The 16,328-nt window shown below is 70.4% G+C and carries 16 protein-coding genes; 7 read left to right on the forward strand and 9 right to left on the reverse strand.

What is annotated here, in order from left to right:
• The first annotated feature begins 17 nt into the window (after positions 1-17).
• A complete protein-coding gene (locus HUA74_RS24295) occupies positions 18-782 on the forward strand; it encodes an MBL fold metallo-hydrolase (RefSeq protein ID WP_174456459.1) in 765 nt (254 codons plus the stop codon).
• Here HUA74_RS24295 and HUA74_RS24300 read toward each other — a convergent pair.
• The 6 genes from HUA74_RS24300 to HUA74_RS24325 form a co-directional block, all read right to left on the reverse strand.
• Entirely contained in the window at positions 779-4,381 is a 3,603-nt protein-coding gene (locus HUA74_RS24300; protein ID WP_174456460.1) for a M1 family aminopeptidase, read from the reverse strand. The genes HUA74_RS24295 and HUA74_RS24300 overlap by 4 nt on opposite strands.
• A 9-nt stretch (positions 4,382-4,390) precedes the next feature.
• On the reverse strand, positions 4,391-5,266 hold the full coding sequence (locus HUA74_RS24305; RefSeq protein WP_174456461.1) for an ABC transporter ATP-binding protein: 876 nt from the start codon (positions 5,264-5,266) through the stop codon (positions 4,391-4,393).
• An 89-nt stretch (positions 5,267-5,355) separates the two neighbouring features.
• Positions 5,356-5,562: a cold-shock protein gene (locus HUA74_RS24310; RefSeq protein ID WP_141643682.1), complete on the reverse strand. Its 207-nt coding sequence runs from the start codon at positions 5,560-5,562 to the stop codon at positions 5,356-5,358.
• Between the two features lie 199 nt (positions 5,563-5,761).
• Positions 5,762-5,944, reverse strand: a complete 183-nt coding sequence (locus HUA74_RS24315) for a hypothetical protein (RefSeq protein ID WP_141643683.1) — start codon at positions 5,942-5,944, stop codon at positions 5,762-5,764.
• A 75-nt stretch (positions 5,945-6,019) separates the two neighbouring features.
• On the reverse strand, positions 6,020-6,226 hold the full coding sequence (locus HUA74_RS24320; protein ID WP_141643684.1) for a cold-shock protein: 207 nt from the start codon (positions 6,224-6,226) through the stop codon (positions 6,020-6,022).
• 363 nt (positions 6,227-6,589) lie between these two features.
• Positions 6,590-6,913 carry a helix-turn-helix domain-containing protein gene (locus HUA74_RS24325; protein WP_141643685.1) on the reverse strand — a complete coding sequence of 108 codons (324 nt, stop codon included), beginning with the start codon at positions 6,911-6,913 and terminating at the stop codon, positions 6,590-6,592.
• 165 nt (positions 6,914-7,078) lie between these two features.
• Between HUA74_RS24325 and HUA74_RS24330 the strand changes: the two genes are divergently transcribed.
• From HUA74_RS24330 to HUA74_RS24345, 4 genes are all read left to right on the forward strand, one after another.
• The gene (locus HUA74_RS24330; RefSeq protein WP_174456462.1) at positions 7,079-8,620 is read left to right on the forward strand and encodes a PLP-dependent aminotransferase family protein; all 1,542 of its coding nucleotides are present in this window, start codon (positions 7,079-7,081) and stop codon (positions 8,618-8,620) included.
• Between the two features lie 161 nt (positions 8,621-8,781).
• Entirely contained in the window at positions 8,782-9,258 is a 477-nt protein-coding gene (locus HUA74_RS24335; protein ID WP_141643687.1) for a carboxymuconolactone decarboxylase family protein, read from the forward strand.
• Between the two features lie 71 nt (positions 9,259-9,329).
• Positions 9,330-9,758, forward strand: a complete 429-nt coding sequence (locus tag HUA74_RS24340; RefSeq protein WP_174456463.1) for a 2TM domain-containing protein — start codon at positions 9,330-9,332, stop codon at positions 9,756-9,758.
• A gap of 3 nt (positions 9,759-9,761) precedes the next feature.
• Positions 9,762-10,355: a 50S ribosomal protein L11 methyltransferase gene (locus tag HUA74_RS24345; RefSeq protein WP_217443555.1), complete on the forward strand. Its 594-nt coding sequence runs from the start codon at positions 9,762-9,764 to the stop codon at positions 10,353-10,355.
• Positions 10,356-10,392: 37 nt separating this feature from the next.
• Here HUA74_RS24345 and HUA74_RS24350 read toward each other — a convergent pair whose 3' ends face one another.
• Positions 10,393-11,037, reverse strand: a complete 645-nt coding sequence (locus tag HUA74_RS24350) for a hypothetical protein (protein WP_174456464.1) — start codon at positions 11,035-11,037, stop codon at positions 10,393-10,395.
• Between the two features lie 91 nt (positions 11,038-11,128).
• The gene (locus tag HUA74_RS24355; protein WP_174456465.1) at positions 11,129-12,013 is read right to left on the reverse strand and encodes a pirin family protein; all 885 of its coding nucleotides are present in this window, start codon (positions 12,011-12,013) and stop codon (positions 11,129-11,131) included.
• 151 nt (positions 12,014-12,164) lie between these two features.
• Here HUA74_RS24355 and HUA74_RS24360 point away from each other — a divergent pair, with 151 nt between their 5' ends.
• Positions 12,165-13,487, forward strand: coding sequence for a cupin-like domain-containing protein (locus HUA74_RS24360; protein ID WP_174456466.1), 1,323 nt, complete (start codon positions 12,165-12,167; stop codon positions 13,485-13,487).
• A 4-nt stretch (positions 13,488-13,491) separates the two neighbouring features.
• On the opposite strand, the gene HUA74_RS24365 is transcribed toward HUA74_RS24360, so the two are convergent.
• Positions 13,492-14,853, reverse strand: coding sequence for a metallopeptidase TldD-related protein (locus HUA74_RS24365; protein WP_174456467.1), 1,362 nt, complete (start codon positions 14,851-14,853; stop codon positions 13,492-13,494).
• Positions 14,854-15,036: 183 nt separating this feature from the next.
• On the opposite strand from HUA74_RS24365, the gene HUA74_RS24370 reads away from it, so the two are divergent.
• Entirely contained in the window at positions 15,037-16,317 is a 1,281-nt protein-coding gene (locus HUA74_RS24370; RefSeq protein WP_254625216.1) for a TldD/PmbA family protein, read from the forward strand.
• Positions 16,318-16,328 lie beyond the last annotated feature (11 nt).

Consider the following 16,328-nt stretch of genomic DNA (forward strand, 5'->3'; position numbering starts at 1 on the left):
TTCGGGCATCATGGGCCATGCCCTTCGCCGCGACCCACATCAGCACCGCGACGCTGCTCCTCGAAATCGGTCCGCTCCGCATCCTCACGGACCCGGTCTTCGACGCGCCGGGGCGCAAGTACAGCTTCGGCTGGGGAACGAGTTCGCGGCGCCTGGACACCTCCGCGCTGCCCGTGGAGAAGCTGGGGAAGCTGGACGCGGTGCTCATCAGCCATGACCAGCACGCGGACAATCTGGATGACGCGGGCCGGGCGCTGCTTCCGCGCGCGGCCCAGGTGGTGACGACGCACGCGGCGGCGCGGCGACTCCAGCACGCGAACCTCACGGGCCTCAAGCCCTTCGAGTCCACGCGCGTGGGAGACCTGCGTGTCACCGCGACACCCGCGCGCCACGGGCCTCCGGGCTCGCTGCCCATCGTCGGCCACGTGGTGGGCTTCGTGCTGGAGGCGGACGCGCTGCCCGGCCCCGTCTACATCTCCGGGGACACCGTGTGGTTCGACGGCGTCGCGGAGGTGGCCCGGCGGTTCCGCATCCACACCGCCTTCCTGCACCTGGGCAGCGTGGGCTTCTCCCTCACCGGCCCGCTTCGCTACACCTTCGACGCGAAGGAGGCCGTCATCGCGGCGAACGCCTTGAACGCCCCGCGCATCATCCCCGTGCACTACTCCGGTTGGAGCCACTTCCGGCAGAAGCCCGAGCAGGCACGCCAGGTGTTCTCCGAGGCGGGCCTGGACGCCCGGGTGAAGTGGCTCACCCCGGGCGAGCGGACCGTGCTCGACTAACGCGACGCCGACGCCTCCGCTCGCGCCTCCAGCTTCCGGAAGTTGTCGCCGCGCTCGCGCTCGATGCGCAGGAAGAACGGGTCCACCCCGACGTGCGTCGGGCGCTGGTCCACCACGAAGGACACCTCCGTCGAAGCGCCCTGGAAGCGGAGGCGCTCCACGTGCAGCGGGATGTCCTCTCCGGAGCCGTCTCGCGGGGACTCGCTGTAGACGGCGACGTCCAGGGCTTCGTCCAGCGGCAGGGGGACCGCCTCGCTGCCCCGGCGCGCGTGCTTGGACGTGGACACCCGGGCCGTCACCCGGAAGCGTCCATCCGCCTGCGCCTCCACCGTGGCGGACTCCACCTTCAAGTCGTACAGCACGACCTCTTTCAGCCACTGGTCGATGAGGACCTGCTGTTCGGCGGACGCCTCCGCGTGCAGCGCGTCCAGCAGGTCCAGCGTCGTCAGCGAGTTCTCACGGGCCTGCGCGTGCAGCAGGTGGCGCAGCGCCGCGTCCAGCTTCGCCTCGCCCAGCAAGTCCCGCAGCGCGTTCATCACCAGCGCGCCCTTGCCATAGTAGAGGTACGACTGGCCCGTCCCCTTGTAGAGCGGCGGTTCCTGCTCCGCCTCCTCCGCGCGACCCGAGAGATAGCGGTCCCGGTCGAAGGCCAGCACGGGGAGCAGCGAGCGCTCTCCGTGCAGCCCCGCCAGCACCCGCTGCTCGGAGTACTTGGTCAGCGACTCCACCAGCATCGTCGCGCCTTCCACGGAGGCCGGGTCCAACATGTGACCCCACCACTGGTGGGCCACCTCGTGCGCCGTGCGCCGTGTCACCAGGTCCACCGCGTCCTCCCGCCCCATGTCGGTGAGGAAGCCCCGGTCCTCCACGAAGTAGATGACCTGACTCATCGCGAACGCGCCGAAGTCCCAGTACGAGGGAATCTCCACCACGCGCAACTGCGTGTCCGGATAGCGATGGAAACGCGCGCCGAAGTCGTCGAGCGAGCGCGTCATCGCCGTCAGGATGGCCTTCACGTTGTAGGGATGCGCGGGGTGGTAATACACCTCCACGTCGACGCCCTGGTGCCGCGTCTTCTCCGCGGCATAGCGGGCCGAGACGATGGCGAACATCGGCGTCATCGGCCTGTCCACCACGTAGTGGAAGTAGCGCCGCCCACCCTCGCTCCACTCCTTGCGCAACGTCCCCGGCGCAATCGCCGTCTGGTCTTCCACCGTGGACACCGTCACGTCGAGGGTGTGCCAGACCTGGGGCGACGGCGCGGGCGCGGCGCCACTCTCGTCCAGTGGAGGCATCCTCGGAATCTCCGGCAGGCCGAGCTCCCTCCGCCGGGCCGGGTTGCCCATCTCGTACGTCCGTCGGTAGCCGAGCGTGGGGAACGCCTCCGTCTGCCGGATGAAGGAGCCGTTCTCCACCAGCGACAGCTCGAAGTCCCCCGCCCTCACGCCCCGCTCCTCCCGCGTGACGTCGAAGGACAGCTCCGACACATCTCCCGGAAGCAGCGGGGAGGCCAGCTTGAAGCGGTACATGCCGAAGCGCTCGTCGTGGGCCACCTGCTCCGCGCCTCGCAGCGCCAGCGAGACGGGCCGGGCGGTCCGAGGCACGGCGACCCACACCGTGTCGATGGGCGACAACGTCCTGTTCTCCAGCCGGTACGTCCCGGTGACGCGATAGCGGCCCTCGGCCGGGAACAGGTCCACCGCGGACTTCACGGCGACGATGCTGGGAAGCGGAAGCGCCTCGTGGATTTTGTACGTCCGCTCGTAGTCGGCCTGCCACGCGAGGAACGTGTCGCGGGACTCGTAGGCATTCAGCCCGTAGGTGTCGTGGAGGATGAGTCCTCCCGTGCCCACGAGCACCACGCCACAGCCCACCGCGCCGGCCAGGCCCCCGCGTCCCCACCGAGCGGCAAGCGCCTGGAACCGGGCCCCCAGCCGGGGCGCCAACCCGCGCCGCCACAGCCCCCAGGTGACCAGGGCCAGCAGTCCCCCGAAGGCGCTCCAGTACACCATGAAGGCGGTGAACGACGCGGCCATCGGGCCGTGGCCATTCAGGTCGGTGTGAATCACCTCGGGCGCCGCGCCAAAGCGCGTCAGCGGGTGCTCCAGCCCCCAGCCCGCGCCCTGACCCACGACGATGGCCAGCACCAGGCTCAGCACCATGCCCACGTAGCGATGCGGGCTCACCGTCTGGATGAACAGCACCGCCACCGCGAACAACACCAGCGGCAGCCCGGCGAAGTAGAACAGCGACAGGTAGAGGCCCGGCTCCAGGAGCTGGTGGCCGCGCGCGAGCTGGAAGAGCACCCCCAGCACCATGGGTGTCCCGGTCAGCACCCCCACCAACGCCACGAGCGCCGCGAGCTTGGACACGACGAAGACGACGCTGGAGACGGGCGTCGCGTCGAGGAGCGCGTCGAAGCGCGCCATGCGCTCCCGCCACGCCAGCTCCGCGCCGAAGTAGATGAGCACCAGCGTGCCGAGCTGGGACAGCGGCGTCCAGATGCTCTCCAGCACCCGGCCCGTGGTGGGGATGCGACGCGTGCCGTACTCCCCTCGCCCCGCCCCCGTCACGATTTCCATGCCGACCATGAACAGCCACAGCGCCAGCAGCGCCAGGAACGGCCAGCTGCGCAGCAGGTGCCGCAACTCCAGCCGCGTCGCGGAGACCAGCACGTCCCACGTCATGCCGCGCCCCTGGGATGACTCCACTTCGACAGGCCGGTACGTGGAGGGCGCCGTGGACGCGGACTCGCTGGAGCGCTCGTCGCGCCGGGGCTTCACCGCCGCGCTCCGGAAGGAGAAGCGCCAATGGACCCCGCCCAGCACGCACGCCGCGACGCCGAGCCACAGGAGCCGGTTCCAGAGAAGGTTTCCCTCCAGCGAGAGCAGCCGCGTGTTGCGCTCGGCTTCCGTCCAGTAGCGCGTCTGCTCGAAGAAGGCGGACAGGCCAAACGGGTCCAACAGCGCGGCGCGAGCCATGGCCTCCGGCGTCTGCGGCGACACCCCCGCCATCAGCGGCGAGTCCGCCCACATGGCGCCGACGATATAGAGCGCATACACGAGGACGCCGCCGACGTAGCTGGCCAGCGTGCTGCGCGACAGCGCGGAGACGGCGAACAGCAGCGACGCGGCGAACACGACATTGGGCACCACGAGCACGACGAGCGCCCACAGGTAGCTCACGACACTCAGGGGCCCCAACTGCTCGGGCGCCACCGCCACCACGAACGGCGACACCATCAACGAAAGCGTCGCCACGCCGAACACGGCGAGCGTCGCCAGCAGCGCTCCCAGGAAGCGGCCCAGCAGGTAGTCCCGCTGGGTGACGGACGTGGTGTAGAGCAGCTCCGTCATCCGGTGCTCGGCGTCGCGCTGCACGGTGTTCGCGCAGAAGATGCCCAGCACGAAGAGCGACGTGAGCGACAACAACCCCAGTGACTTCGCGACGCTGTAGGGCGAGTTGACGTGGATGCCGTCACCGCCGTAGCCCGTGGCGACAAACAGGACGCCCAGCCCGAGGAAGAACGCGGACGCGGCGAAGAAGACGGCCTGGCGCATCTGGTAGCGCCATTCGAAGTGGAGGATGCCCCGGAGCATGGTGGGTCCCTACGCCGCGCGCCGGTGGGACAGCGTCGAGAAGTAGACGTCCTCCAGGTCCGGAGCCACCGGCTCGAACCCCTCTTCCGGGCGCGCATCCGCGAGGACATGCACGCGCGTGCGGCCCGCCTGGAGCTGCGTGGAGAGGACCGGGAACGACTCGCGATACCGCGCCACCGCCCCCTTCTCCACCGTCTTGCGCCACACCCGCCCCTCCAGGGACGCCACCAGCGCTTCGGGCGCGCCCTCGCACAGCACCCGCCCCTCGCTGAGGATGGCCATGCGCGGACACAGCTGGCGCACGTCCTCGACGATGTGCGTGGAGAGCAGCACGACGACGTGCTCCCCCACTTCACCCAGCAGGTTGTGGAAGCGCTGGCGCTCCTCCGGGTCCAACCCCGCGGTGGGCTCGTCCACGATGAGCAGCCGGGGGCTGCCCAACAGCGCCTGGGCGATGCCGAAGCGCTGGCGCATGCCGCCGGAGAAGCCGCTCACGGCCTTCTTGCGGTGCGCATGGAGGTTCGTCAGGTGCAGCAGCGCCTGCACCTGCTCCCGGCGCTCCCTGGCGCGCGTGAGGCCCTTGAGGAGGCCCAGGTGGTTGAGCAGCTCCTCGGCGGACACGCCCGGGTACACGCCGAAGTCCTGGGGCAGATAGCCCAGGTGGCGCCGGTGGGCCTGCGGCTGGGCGAGCACGTCCAGCCCGTCGAACACCACCTGCCCCGAGTCAGGCTCCTGCAGCGTGGCGAGGATGCGCATCAGCGTGGACTTGCCGGCGCCGTTCGGCCCGAGCAGGCCGAAGAGTCCTCGTTCGATGGTCAGGTCGATGCCCTGGAGGGCTCGAACCCCATTGGGATACGACTTCGAGACGGCGGAGATTCGCAGCATGGGGAGCGCGGTGGGGCGGTAGGGATGACCGCCTTGCTACGCTCCGGCTCCCCGCGCGATTGCAGCGCCGTGGGGCGAACAGACCCGCATCAGTCGATGGGACGGACGTTCGAGGCCTGGAGTCCCTTGGGCCCCTTCTGCACGTCGAACTCCACCTTCTGCCCGTCCCTCAAGGTGCGGTGGCCATCCGTCTGAATGGAGGTGTGGTGGCAGAACACGTCCGCGCCACCGTCGTCCTGCGCGAGAAAGCCGAAGCCCTTCGCGTCGTTGAACCACTTCACGGTACCCGTCGCCATACGCGGCATCCTCCCTGTCGCGACTTTTGCGTCGCCACATGCCCGGAAAGTGGCATGGGGGACGACGCGTAGCCCGGACCCGAGGCGCCTGTCGACGGGCGACGTTCGCGACTATCCACCGGTGAGCTTTCGGCCGCCCCCCCTGGATACGACAAGGCCCACCACGGTGCTTCGTGGTGGGCCCGACTGCGGTGGGGACCTAGTACTCCACAACCGGCTGCGGACCGGGAATGATGTCCGCGATGTCCGGGTCCACTTCACCAGGCTGGCGGGGCGTCTTGTCCCCCTTGTCCTTCTTGCGCTGCTCGCGCTTGGCATCCTTTTCCTGCTGATGCTGCTTGCGCGCCTGCTCTTTCTGACGCTTCGTCGACCTTCCTTGCATGTCGCCTCCCTCCTGAAAGCAAAAGCCCGACCTCACTCAAAAGGAGACCGGGCATGAGTGCTGGAGCGGACGCGCTCAGCCGATCGGGCGGACGTTCGAGGCCTGAAGTCCCTTGGGCCCCTTCTGCACTTCGAACTCCACCTTCTGACCCTCGGCCAGGGTCCGGAAGCCGTCCGCCTGGATGGCGGTGTGGTGGCAGAACACGTCAGGGCCGCCATTATCCTGCGCGATGAAGCCAAAGCCCTTCGCGTCGTTGAACCACTTCACGGAACCAGTCGCCATATGCGTCTTCTTTCGTCTTGCGGCATTCGAGGCCGCCTTTCACCCCAAAATCTGGGGTGCCGGACTGCCTCTAGCCTGATAGGAGGCCCCTGTCATCACATCCAGGCCTCGAAAAACCAACCTACCCCAACCCCGCGCGGAACAACGCACGAGCTACCCGAACAATTCTCGTTTCAGTTTAACGGTGGGCGCTCCCACCCGCCGCATTCCGGAAGGTAAGAAGACCCGGCGAAAAGGGCGCATTCAGCCTCTGCCGGAGCCCTCCTCGGGCAGGCGGCCAACACCTCCGCGACACCCCAGCTCCCCCGCCCGGCCCCGTCATGCCTGGGAGCGGGCGCGACGTCCACCCGGATTGTGAAGGACTCAACGGCGCCTGTGGACAGCGGCGCGTTGACGGCGTCCGGACGCCACTGAAAGCCGCTGCTGGCGCACCGCGCGAAGCTCCACGACGTTGCCGCGGCGCGCCTCTTCCAGCGCGTCCACCAGCCCACGCTTGCCGCCGAAGTGGTAGCGCGGCGCGCCGCGTCCCACGTGCGCGTGCCGGGCCACCGCCGCGAGCGTCAGCGCCTCCAGTCCGTGCTCCCTGACGAGCTGCTCCGCCACGTGCAGGAGCCGCTCACGCATTCCCTCCTCGATTCCCGCGCGCGGCGGCGCGACGATGAGGTGAAACCAGGGCCACCCCAGCATGACGTTTCCCCTTCTCTTCCTTCAGGCTTCCGGACCCAGGGCGGGCCACGGCCGCGACTCGCGCTACGGCCGGGACGTAACCTGCTTGCGGACGTTTCCAACAGTGATGGCTCGTGATTCCAAACATCACCGGTGTGAATTCTCCGGGACTGGGATGCGCGGGACATGACGCCCTCGAAGCCCGGCGCGAAGGGGGGTCCTCGGCGGCGGGCACGCAAGCGGCCGGCGGTGATGGCGGCCACGTCGCTGGTGTTGGACGCCGCTTCGGGCGCCTCGCTCCAGACGCAGCTCGTGGAGGCGCTGCGCGCGGCCATCGTCGCGGGGCGGTTGGCGCCGGGCACGCGGCTGTTGTCCACGCGCGCGCTGGCCGAGCAGCTCGACATGTCGCGCAACACGGTGCTCAACGCGTACTCGCGGCTCTTGTCGGAGGGCTATCTGCTGGGCCAGTTGGGCTCGGGCACGTATGTGGCGCACGAGCTGCCGGAGCGGCTTCATGCCTCGCGGCGCGCCGGCGCTCCCGTGGCCGCGCCGAAGCCGAAGCACACGCCGGGAATCTCCAAGCGGGGGTGGGCGGTGGCCGGCCTGCCGGACCTGCGCATCACCGCGCCTGGCATTCCCGCAAGCCGGCTGGCGTTCCGCATGGGCACGCCGTCGGTGGATGCCTTCCCGAGTGACTTGTGGGGACGGCTGCTCAACACGCGCTGGCGGCGCTCGTGGGGCGATCTGCTCAAGCGCGCGGAGCCCGCGGGCCATCCGCCCCTGCGGCGCGCCGTCGCGGACTATCTGGCGACCTCGCGGGGCGTGCGGTGTGTCCCCGAGCAGGTCATCATCGTCAATGGCGCGCAGCAGGCGATGAGCCTGGCGGCGCAGGTGCTGCTGGACCCGGGCGACGCCGCGTGGGTGGAGGACCCGGGCTACTTCGCGAGCCGGGGCGCGCTCGTCGCCGCGGGCGCCACGCTGGTGCCCGTGCCGGTGGACGCGGAGGGACTGGACGTGAACGCCGGCATGCGGCTGCGGCCGGACGCGCGGCTGGCCATCGTCACCCCGGCCCACCACTTCCCGCTGGGCGTGGCGATGAGCGAGGAGAGGCGGCAGGCGCTGCTCGCGTGGGCTGTGCGCTCGGATGCCTGGATCGTGGAGGACGACTACGACAGCGAGTTCCGCTACGTGGGCCGTCCGCTGCCCGCGCTCCAGGGGCTGTCGCCGGACGCGCGGGTCATCTACATCGGCACGTTCAGCAAGGTGGTGTCTCCGGCCCTGCGGGTGGGTTACCTGGTGGTGCCGGAGTCGCTGGTGGACGTCTTCAGCGCGGCGCGGCGCTTCGCGGACGGCCACACACCCGTCATCGAGCAGGCGGTGCTCGCGGACTTCATCGACGAGGGCCACTTCAGCCGCCACGTGCGCCGCATGCGCGTGTTGTATGGGAGCCGGCAGGAGGCGCTCGTGGAAGCAGCCCGGCGCGAATTGCGCGGGCAACTGGACGTGTCCCCCCTCCACACGGGCATGCACCTGGTGGGCTGGCTGCCGGAGGGAATGGAGGACCGCGAGGCCAGCACGCGCGGCATCGAAGCCGGGGTGATGACGCAGCCCCTGTCCGCCTTCCGGACCCAGTCCACGGGCCCCGGAGCGCTCCTGCTCGGCTACGCGTGTGTGCCCGAAAAGGAAATCACCGAGGGCGTGCGCCTGCTCGCGCGCGCGCTGCGCTGAACAGAGTCCCTCGCGGCTCGCTGGGAAGTGGCCCCCCACCCAGGTCCGAAGTGGCACCATCGAGGGGTGTGCGAGTGGCCCTCGCGCGTCGTGGGCCCCCCGGTTACTTCACGCATCAGCGAGGGGGACACGACGTCCCTCCCTGACGGAGACGAAAGACAATGGAAGCACAGCGTTTCGAGACCGCGAAGCTGGCCCCGGGCATCTTCACCGCGATGATGGGACTGGAGAAGTATCTGCATCAGTGCGGGTTGGAGGTGGGCCTGCTGCACCTCATCAAGCTGCGCGCCTCCCAGCTCAACGGCTGCGCGTACTGCATCGACATGCACTGGAAGGACCTGCGCGCCATCGGCGAGACGGAGCAGCGGCTCTACGGGCTGGATGCGTGGGAGGAGAGCCCCTACTACTCGGCGCGGGAGCGCGCGGCCCTTGCCTGGACGGAGGCCGTCACGAACCTGCGGGACGGGCATGTGTCCTCGGCCGTGTACGAGTCGGTGAAGCCGCACTTCACGGACAAGGAGCTGGCGGACCTCACCGGCGCGGTGGCCACCATCAACGCGTGGAACCGGCTGGCCATCGCCGCGCGCTCGGTGCCGGGGGCGTACCAGCCGCCGAAGTCGGCGCACAAGGCCGGCTGAAGCCACGCGGTTCGCGACGCCGCCCGGGTGTATCGACGCGAGCCCGGGCGAAGCACTACTGTCCGGGACTCATGGCGGACACCCGACAGAAAACGCCCCCCACGCACTTCACGGAGCGAGAGGCCGCGGAAATCATCCGCGAGGCCAGCGCGCATGCGCTCGCGAGTCGCGAGCCTGCGCGGACCCTGACGCGTGAGGAGGTGCTCACCATGGCGCGGGAGATGGGCCTGAGCGAGGCGGCCGTGGAGGTCGCCCTGGTCTCCCGCGCCCAGAAGGAGCAGCACCAGCGCAAGGACCGCAAGGAGCTGCTGGGCCTGGCGACGCACGGCCTCAGCTACACCATCGTCCTCGGCGGGCTGACGTTGATTGACCTCTTCTCCGGCCCTGGCTGGTGGGTGCACTGGCCCGCGCTGGGCTGGGGCATCGGGCTGGCGTTCCATGCCATGGGCACGGTGATGGGGATGGCCAGACGCGAGCTGAAGGTGGAGGACGACGAGTAGGGCGTGTCGGTTGGGAATATCGCCGAGCATCACCGGATGCTCTACGACACGGTGCGCGTCCACGCCTACCGCTCGTCACTGTTCCGGCACGCCAGGGACCAGGTCGTCCTCGACATCGGAACGGGGACGGGCCTGCTCGCGATTCTCGCCGCGAAGGCCGGGGCACGACATGTCTATGCCATCGAGGAGTCCGCCATCGCGGAGGTGGCCCTGGAGATGTACGCCGAGAATGGCGTCGCGGACCGCATCAGGATGGTCATTCCCCCCACCGCTCCGCAGACGCTGCTCACCCGCCCCTGCCTGCTCCGGGACGTCCAGCTCGACGGAGATTTGACCGAGGCGATGAACGAGCAGTCCGTCGAATCGGTGCTCGAGGTGAACGCTCCCGGCATCCTGGGTGGCGTGGCCATCTACTTCCGCGCGCACATGGACGAGCACACCGTCCTGTCGACCTCGCCCTCCGCGCCGCCGACGTGCTGGGGCTTCCAGGTGAAGGAGTTCAAGGAGCGGGTGCAGGTGCGGCCCGGAGACCGGGTGAGAATCGTCTCGACGCTCAACCGCTCCCACGGACACCGGTTCAAAATCGCCCTCGCCTGATGGGACGGCGGCGGGGTGGCCCACACGCCGTGGCGGCTCAAGTCCCCGGCGGCGTGCGCGGCAGCTCCGTGCCAAACACCGCCTGGAGCATGTCCACCAGTCCAGGCCACTCCTCCGCGCCCAGCCACAGTCCCTCTTCGACGTGCTCCACGCTCATGGCAAGTGACGCGGTCTCGAAGAGCCTCGCGGAGAGCACACCCTCCGCGGGGAGGCGGCCCTCCACCTGGAGCACCTGGCCGTCCCAATGGAACCCCGGAGGCAAGAACCGCTCCGCCATGGCGCGCAGCGCGGAGCGGCTGGCGCCCGCGCGCAACAGTCCCATCACCAGCGCCGAGGCCCCGCGCGACTCCTCCAACTCGACACGGCCGGGCGTGCGCAGCCACAGCCGATAGCGCCCCGAGACGAACTCCACCCGCTCCAGCGTCGTCTCCACGCGCAGCTTCCAGCCCTTCACGGACAGCCGGATGTCATAGAGCTCCGGCCGGGTCTCCCAGTGGCGCATTTCCACGTTCTTCGCCTTGCCGAGCAGCTGGCGCACCACCGTCTCCACCCGCACGTGAGACAGGCGCAGCCGTTTGCCGCCCACGTCCACCGCGACGTCTCCGGAGAGCGGGGACGGCAGCCGCTTCGCCCACTCCCGCGCGCCCTCCAGCAGCTTCATCGCAAACGACTGACTCGACATCCCAGCTCCTCCCGAGTGGGCGCGCAGCATGCACTGGATTCCCGACGCGGTAAGGAGGCCCTCGGGTACGAGGGCCTGTCACCCCGGATGCTCAGGGTGCGAGCGACGGGAAGCGACCCGCCTCCCAGTCCGCCAGCCGGGCGCGCCCCTCGGCCACGCTGTCCACCACGAAGTTCCACCAGATGACGAGCGGGTCCGGCAGCGGCTCACCTCCGAACACCACCGCCCGCCCGCCCTTCACCGAGTGCAGCGACAACATGGAGGCGCCTTCGTCCAGGTGCGCGAGCACGCCCCGCTCCACCGTCGTCCCACCCACGGCCACGTCCCCGTCCGCCACATAGAGCGCGAGCGCGTGCGTGGGCGGCACGGGCAGCGACACCGAGGCCCCCGCCTCCAGCTCCACGTCCAGGTACGTCAAGGGATGGAAGGTGGGCACGGGGGAGACGGCGTCGCCCAGGCGACCGGCGAGCACGCGCACGCGGGCGCCCTCGCGCTCCACGAGGGGCAGCCGCGACGCGGGGACATGTTCGAAGGAGGGCTCCGTGTGGCGCTGCTCGCGAGGCAGGGCGACCCAGGTCTGGATGCCGTGCAGCGGCGCGGCGCCGGGGCGCGAGTCCACGTCCTCCGCGTGGACGATGCCGCGTCCGGCGGTCATCCAATTCACATCACCCGGATGGATGTCCTGCACCGAGCCCACGGAGTCGCGATGACGGAGGGCACCGGAGAACAGGTACGTCACCGTCTGGAGGCCCACGTGGGGATGCGGGGGGACGGCCATGGTGCCCGGTACGGCGGGCGAGGGTCCGAAGTGGTCGCAGAAGACGAAGGGCCCCACGCGCCGCAGCTCCACCCGGGGCAGGGCTCGCAGCACCCGCGAGTCCCCCACCAACTCCGTCGGCTTCGCGGGCCACAGGGCCGCCACGCCACGCTCCGCCAGGGCATCCACGCGCGCCGCCGACGCTGAATCCGTCCCCATGCTCGACTCTCCTCGCCGGGCGTCCGCGTGAACCCGCGTTGTCGTGGAGCCCGAATGCCGGATGCTAGTATCACCCACTCTTCCCCTCGCGCATCCCCCCGGACCCATGGCACGAGCCTCCGCCGCACTCCCGGTTGAACCGTCTCTCGCCTTGCCTCGTGCCTTCTGGAAGCGCTTCGCCCGCGAGCACTGGGACCAGGGACCCACCGTGTTCCCGGGGATGTTCCCCCGCCACTTCCCGTCGCCCTCGGAAATCTTCGAGGCGCTGCTGAACGTGGGCATGCGCTACCGGCAGGGCGAGTCGATGCTGCCCGTGCGCTTCTACGTGGAGAGCGAGGCGACCGCGGAGGGGCCGCCGGAGGTCCTCGCCGCCGTCGCGCTGTCGCGCTACCTGCCCCTGCCGGAGGACGGTGACGTCGACGGGTACGCGCGGCGGATGGAGCGACTGCTGCAGGGACGGCGCTTCGGACTGGTGCTGAGCAGCACGGAGAGCCACCACTGGAGTCACTGGCTCCAGATGCGCAGCTTCCTGTCGGGCTTCCACGGCGCGCTCGGCGTGCCGCTGGGGGGCGCGGACTCCGCGCTGTTCCTGGGCAACTACCGCCACACGCCCTTCGGCGTGCACAAGGACGACCTGCACGTCTTCTACTTCGTCATCCAGGGCCGCCGCAGGATGAGCTTCTGGCCGCTGGAGGCGCTCAGCTCGCGGCCGGAGGTGGCGCCGCATGCGGACCCGGGGCTGAAGGACCGGCCACACGGCGTGGTGCCGCGCGACGCGGAGGACGAGCGTCAGATGATGGCCCAGGCACGCGTGCTCGAGGCCGGCGCGGGGGACTTCATGTACTGGCCCTCCTCGTACTGGCACCGCTCCGAGCCGAGCAAGGGCCTCACCATCGCCGCCTCGCTGGGCCTCGGTTTCCGCGCGCCCATGTTCCTGGACCGCGCGCCCGAGCAGCCGTGGCCTGGCAGCCTGCGCCATGGGGAGCTGCCCCAGGACAGGGACTGGAAGCTGCCGGCTTCGGTGCGCGCCGCGCTCGCCAGGCAGGGCCGGGGCCCGGGGCTGCGAGCCACGCGCGACACGCTCACCGAGGGATGGGCGCGCTTCCTCTCCAACGGCGCCTTGGACGGTCCTCCTCCCGAGGCGCGGGGCCTTGTGCCGCTCACGCTCGAGGACACGGTGGTGGCGAGCCCCGCGCGGCCCATCGTCACCGTGCCCCTGGACGAAGCACGCCTCGTCGTGGCCGCCAACGGATACTCGCGGACGCTGCGCTCCACGCCGGGCGCGCGGCGGCGGCTCCATGCGCTGGTGGAGGCGCTGAACTCCGGCCGGCCCCAGGTGGTGGGCGCGCTGGAGGAGTCCTTCTTCCAACGCCTGCCTCCGCGCGCGTTTCCCCGCGCGGGCGTGCGCACACTGTTGGATGAGCTGGCGCGGTGGCGCGCGGTGTGGCGCCACGTGCCCACGCGCCGACGCTGAGGCCTCAGCCCCCCGGGGGAGGCAGCACCAGGGTGGGCGTGCCGCAACCCTCGGCCGAGGGAAAGAAGGCCAGGTCCGAGCCCACGCCTCGCAAGCCGCGGAACGTCTCCAGCACGGGCAGCTCCAGCTCCAGCGGCTCCACGCGGTGCACCCGGCGTCCGTCGCGGACCTCCCAGCCTCCCGCGATGAGCGACACCGTGCCCGGCGTGGGCATGGTGGAGAAGTTCTCCACGCGCGCCACCAGCTCCGTGTAGTCGGCGGGCAGCGCATCCTCGCGCGGTAGGACACACAGGTTGAGCGGCGTGGGCGTCGCGGGGTGCGCGAGCTCTCGGAGTCCTCGGCCCCCAGACTCGCCGCCGAGGCGCGCGGCCGTCTCCTCCGTGTGGAGGAACCCCGTGAGGCGGCCCTCGTCGACGAGTCGCAGGACGCGGGCGGGCCGCCCTTCGTCATCGATGCTCCGGTGCTGAGTGCCTCGGGGGTCCAGCGGGTCATCCACCACGGACAAGATGGAAGGGAAGAGCTTGCGGCCCACGGCGCGGGTGAGCGCGGGCATCGCCGCACCAATGTCTCCTCGCAACAGCCAGGCGAGCCCCGCGACGAGCGGCGCCGCGACGGCGGGCCGCAGCACCAGGGGAAGCAAGCGGTCCGCTTGCTTCGCGGGTCCTTCCAGCGCGGACACGGCGTCGGCCAGGCGAACGCGCACCGGGCCAAGGTCCCCCTCTCCCTTCGTCATCAAGGCCAGCAGGGGCACGGCATCCACCAGCGCGCCACGCGACGTCTCACAGCGCAGGAAGGCCGCCTCATGCTCGGCCCGTCGGAAGGACTCAAAGCCATCGCTGCGCACGAGCAACGCCCCCGAGCATTCCTGCTTCACCACCAGGGCCTGGACGACGACTCCCGCGGGCAGGACCTCCTCGACGATGCGCTCGGCGCAAAGGCGCGCGCGCGAGGGATGCGTCTCCAGGCGCCACGCGGCCTGGGAAATGGGCGTGCTCGCGGGCGAGGCGGGAAGAGGCGCGGGCGTACCGGTGCGTGCCTTGCCTTCCGCGGACAGCAGCAACCGCTCCAGGGCCGCCACGCCATCCACGGACTCGACGGCGGTGCCCATGAGCGCTTCGGTCCAGACCCGGGCGGAAGCGGTGAACCCGCTACCCCAGCTACAGGAGGAGGTCCGCGTGGCTACGTCGTAGTCCATGGACAGGTCCGCATGCGACAGCAGGTAGAGCTCCGCGCTCCGCCATCCTCGCTCGCGACACAGGCGGTCCATCACCTTCCGCGCCTCGACACTCCAGTCATGAGGTGACAGGCCCGCCGTGTCCGTCAGGTCGGCCTCGGTCGCTTCCACGTCCTCGTCACCTTTCGACATGCGGACTCATTCACCGGAGGGCCTGCTTCCGAGCCCCGTCGCGCCACGCGCTCACGTGCTCGCATCATGCGTCTCGTGGAGGGCCTCCACCAGCCCCGGTCTCGGTCCGCCACGCGGCGTGATACAACCCGGGAGCGCGATACCTCGCGCGTCCCTCGACACGGACGGAAGGAGCCTCTCGCCTTGGATTGGTTCGTGGAGCGACGCGAGGTCTCCGACGTGCTCCATCTCCGCTCTGGCATCCGCGTGCCGCCCGCGACCTTCGAGCGCGGTGTCTGCGCGCGCAAGGGCAGCCCGAGCCACGGCGAATACACCTGGACGGAGCTGGCACGGGACGCGCCCGCGCCAGGGCTGCTCCCCGGTGAGGTCCTGGAGCGGACACGCGGGCCGCTGGTTCGTCCCTCCGCGCTGGCGGAAGGCGCGGCGCTTCGCGAGGACGTCGTTCGCCGGCTGGTGACAGTCGCTCGCGAGGCGGGCGCGGCCCACCTGGACGTGACGCTGCGCGAGGTAGACCGCTGGACGCTCCATGCCCATCCCGAGCGGCTCGTGGAGGAGCACACCCGTCATGCCCTGCTGGAGGTGAAGGCCTTCCACGGCGAGCCCGGTGGCCCCCGGTTCGATGCCTGGCGCTGCGTCAGCCACCCCGACGCCGCGCACCTCCATGCGGCCCTGCCCGCCCTGGAGGTCTGGGTGGATGCACTGGTGCGCGAGCTTCGGGAGACGACTCCCGCGCTGCCATGTCCCTCCGAGGCGCTGCCCATCCTCCTCCCACCGGGCGCGGCCTCCGCGTGCTTCTTCCACGAGGTCTGCGGCCATCCGCTGGAGGGAGATGTCGTCGCGCGCGGCGGCTCCTTCCTCGCGCGCCGGATGGGACAGCGCGTGGCGGAGCCCTTCGTCCACGTGTCGGACGACCCCACGGATGCACAGAACGCGCTCGGCTTCGCCTGGGACGATGAGGGACACGCGGCGCGCGCGGTGCCGCTCTTGCGCGAGGGCGTCGTCACCTCACCCCTGCTGGACACGCGCAGCGCTCGGGCGCTCGGCCTGGAGCCCAACGGCCACGGCCGGCGCGTGGACTTCCGCCATCCGCCGCTGCCTCGCATGGCCCACACCCGCGTGGAGCCCCATGAGGGAAACTTGAACGCGTTCCTCGCGGACATGGGCCAAGGGCTGCTCGTGCAGCACCTCACGCCACGGCACATGAATTTGCTGTCGGGGGACTTCAGCTTCTACATCGTCGAGGCCCGCCAGGTCCGCGACGGGCGCGCGGGGGCGCGCGTGGGCCCAGGCATCCTCTGGGGCAACGGGCTGACGGCGCTGGCCGCCATCGACGCCGTGGGCTCCGACGCGCTCAACCTCTTCGCCACGCGCGGGTGCCGCAAGCTGGACCACGGCCCGCTGCCCGTATCCTTCGGGCAGCCATCGGTCCGCTTCCGCGCGCTGCAGGTCCGGCCCGGGGCGTGAATCCCCGAGGC

The organism is Myxococcus sp. CA051A, from assembly GCF_013336705.1.
GTDB lineage: Bacteria > Myxococcota > Myxococcia > Myxococcales > Myxococcaceae > Myxococcus > Myxococcus llanfairpwllgwyngyllgogerychwyrndrobwllllantysiliogogogochensis.

Bases quoted from the DNA above. Each gene is read 5' to 3' on its own strand.
- HUA74_RS24365 (WP_174456467.1), bottom strand. From the start codon at position 14,853: ATGTCGAAAGGTGACGAGGACGTGGAAGCGACCGAGGCCGACCTGACG.
- HUA74_RS24315 (WP_141643683.1), bottom strand. From the start codon at position 5,944: ATGCAAGGAAGGTCGACGAAGCGTCAGAAAGAGCAGGCGCGCAAGCAG.
- HUA74_RS24300 (WP_174456460.1), bottom strand. From the start codon at position 4,381: ATGCTCCGGGGCATCCTCCACTTCGAATGGCGCTACCAGATGCGCCAG.
- HUA74_RS24320 (WP_141643684.1), bottom strand. From the start codon at position 6,226: ATGGCGACTGGTTCCGTGAAGTGGTTCAACGACGCGAAGGGCTTTGGC.
- HUA74_RS24325 (WP_141643685.1), bottom strand. From the start codon at position 6,913: ATGCTGGGGTGGCCCTGGTTTCACCTCATCGTCGCGCCGCCGCGCGCG.
- HUA74_RS24350 (WP_174456464.1), bottom strand. From the start codon at position 11,037: ATGTCGAGTCAGTCGTTTGCGATGAAGCTGCTGGAGGGCGCGCGGGAG.
- HUA74_RS24305 (WP_174456461.1), bottom strand. From the start codon at position 5,266: ATGCTGCGAATCTCCGCCGTCTCGAAGTCGTATCCCAATGGGGTTCGA.
- HUA74_RS24310 (WP_141643682.1), bottom strand. From the start codon at position 5,562: ATGGCGACGGGTACCGTGAAGTGGTTCAACGACGCGAAGGGCTTCGGC.
- HUA74_RS24295 (WP_174456459.1), top strand. From the start codon at position 18: ATGCCCTTCGCCGCGACCCACATCAGCACCGCGACGCTGCTCCTCGAA.
- HUA74_RS24330 (WP_174456462.1), top strand. From the start codon at position 7,079: ATGACGCCCTCGAAGCCCGGCGCGAAGGGGGGTCCTCGGCGGCGGGCA.
- HUA74_RS24335 (WP_141643687.1), top strand. From the start codon at position 8,782: ATGGAAGCACAGCGTTTCGAGACCGCGAAGCTGGCCCCGGGCATCTTC.
- HUA74_RS24355 (WP_174456465.1), bottom strand. From the start codon at position 12,013: ATGGGGACGGATTCAGCGTCGGCGGCGCGCGTGGATGCCCTGGCGGAG.
- HUA74_RS24340 (WP_174456463.1), top strand. From the start codon at position 9,330: ATGGCGGACACCCGACAGAAAACGCCCCCCACGCACTTCACGGAGCGA.